General features: G+C 33.7%; 2 protein-coding genes. One reads left to right on the top strand and one right to left on the bottom strand.

Annotated elements, in window-relative coordinates; translation table 11 throughout:
• Positions 1 to 46: 46 nt before the first annotated feature.
• Entirely contained in the window at positions 47 to 223 is a 177-nt protein-coding gene (locus HX049_RS18410; RefSeq protein WP_326368708.1) for a LuxR C-terminal-related transcriptional regulator, read from the bottom strand.
• Positions 224 to 708: 485 nt separating this feature from the next.
• Between HX049_RS18410 and tnpA the strand changes: the two genes are divergently transcribed.
• The coding region (gene tnpA / locus HX049_RS18545) for an IS66 family insertion sequence element accessory protein TnpA (protein WP_435793538.1) at positions 709 to 831 on the top strand (123 nt) is incomplete at its 3' end.

Here is an 831-nt window from a genome sequence, read left to right as displayed (position 1 = left end):
AATACGGTTAGATAGTGGTTTTTTTCAAAAGGATATTTTAGATCATTTAGAGTCTAAACCTATGAACTACATCATTGTAACTCTTTGCTGCAAGTGAGTATTCACTTGCAACAAAGAGTTGCATATAGGTATTAACTGTATTGCGTGAAATACTTAATGTACTAGCTATCTTTCGATTGCTATAGCCATCTAAATGCAAGGTAATAATTTGTTTTAAGTCCATTGGATCAAGTTTATTAGCCATATCTTATCGTTTTGAAAACAACAAGATAATGGTATTAAACTTTCCAAAGTGGCACGGTTTGAACCGAAATAACTACAAGCGTTACTCTAAGTGGTACAAATCAAACCGAAAACTGGCACAAATTGAAACGGAATCACTGGCACAGTTTGACCGAAATAGGTGGCACAAGTGCTCCGAAATCACTGGCACAAATCAAACCGGAATATCCAATACTTTAAAAATTTAAAAATACTCTAGGTTTATAGGGGTCAAAACACAACCCATTACTGGTGATAAGCAACTTATACTAATGGATATTATTGAGGATCGTAATCATCATAAAACAACTATCTTTTGCTCACAATTACCTGTAAAAGCATGGCATGATTTATTTTCAGAAAAAACAATTGCAGAGTATGCACCCGAGCAACCACATATTTCATAAGATGATGTAAGATAGTAAGTTTGTCTCAAATAATAAAGAGATGAGCAAACAAGAAATTATGTACTCTCATGTAGAGGATTGGAAAACAAGTGGATTGACACAATCAAAGTATTGTGAAAGTGTTGGAATTAAGCTAGCGACATTTAGTTATTGGGTAGTAAAG

Origin of the sequence: Myroides odoratimimus (assembly GCF_030326305.1) — a bacterium.
GTDB classification, from domain to species: Bacteria; Bacteroidota; Bacteroidia; order Flavobacteriales; family Flavobacteriaceae; genus Flavobacterium; species Flavobacterium odoratimimum_A.
The sequence above is the reverse complement of the archived record's forward strand: the minus strand, read 5'-3'. Positions and strand labels throughout refer to the sequence as shown.

Excerpts from the sequence above, each read along its gene's own strand:
- HX049_RS18410 (WP_326368708.1), bottom strand. The coding sequence starts at position 223 with ATGGACTTAAAACAAATTATTACCTTGCATTTAGATGGCTATAGCAAT.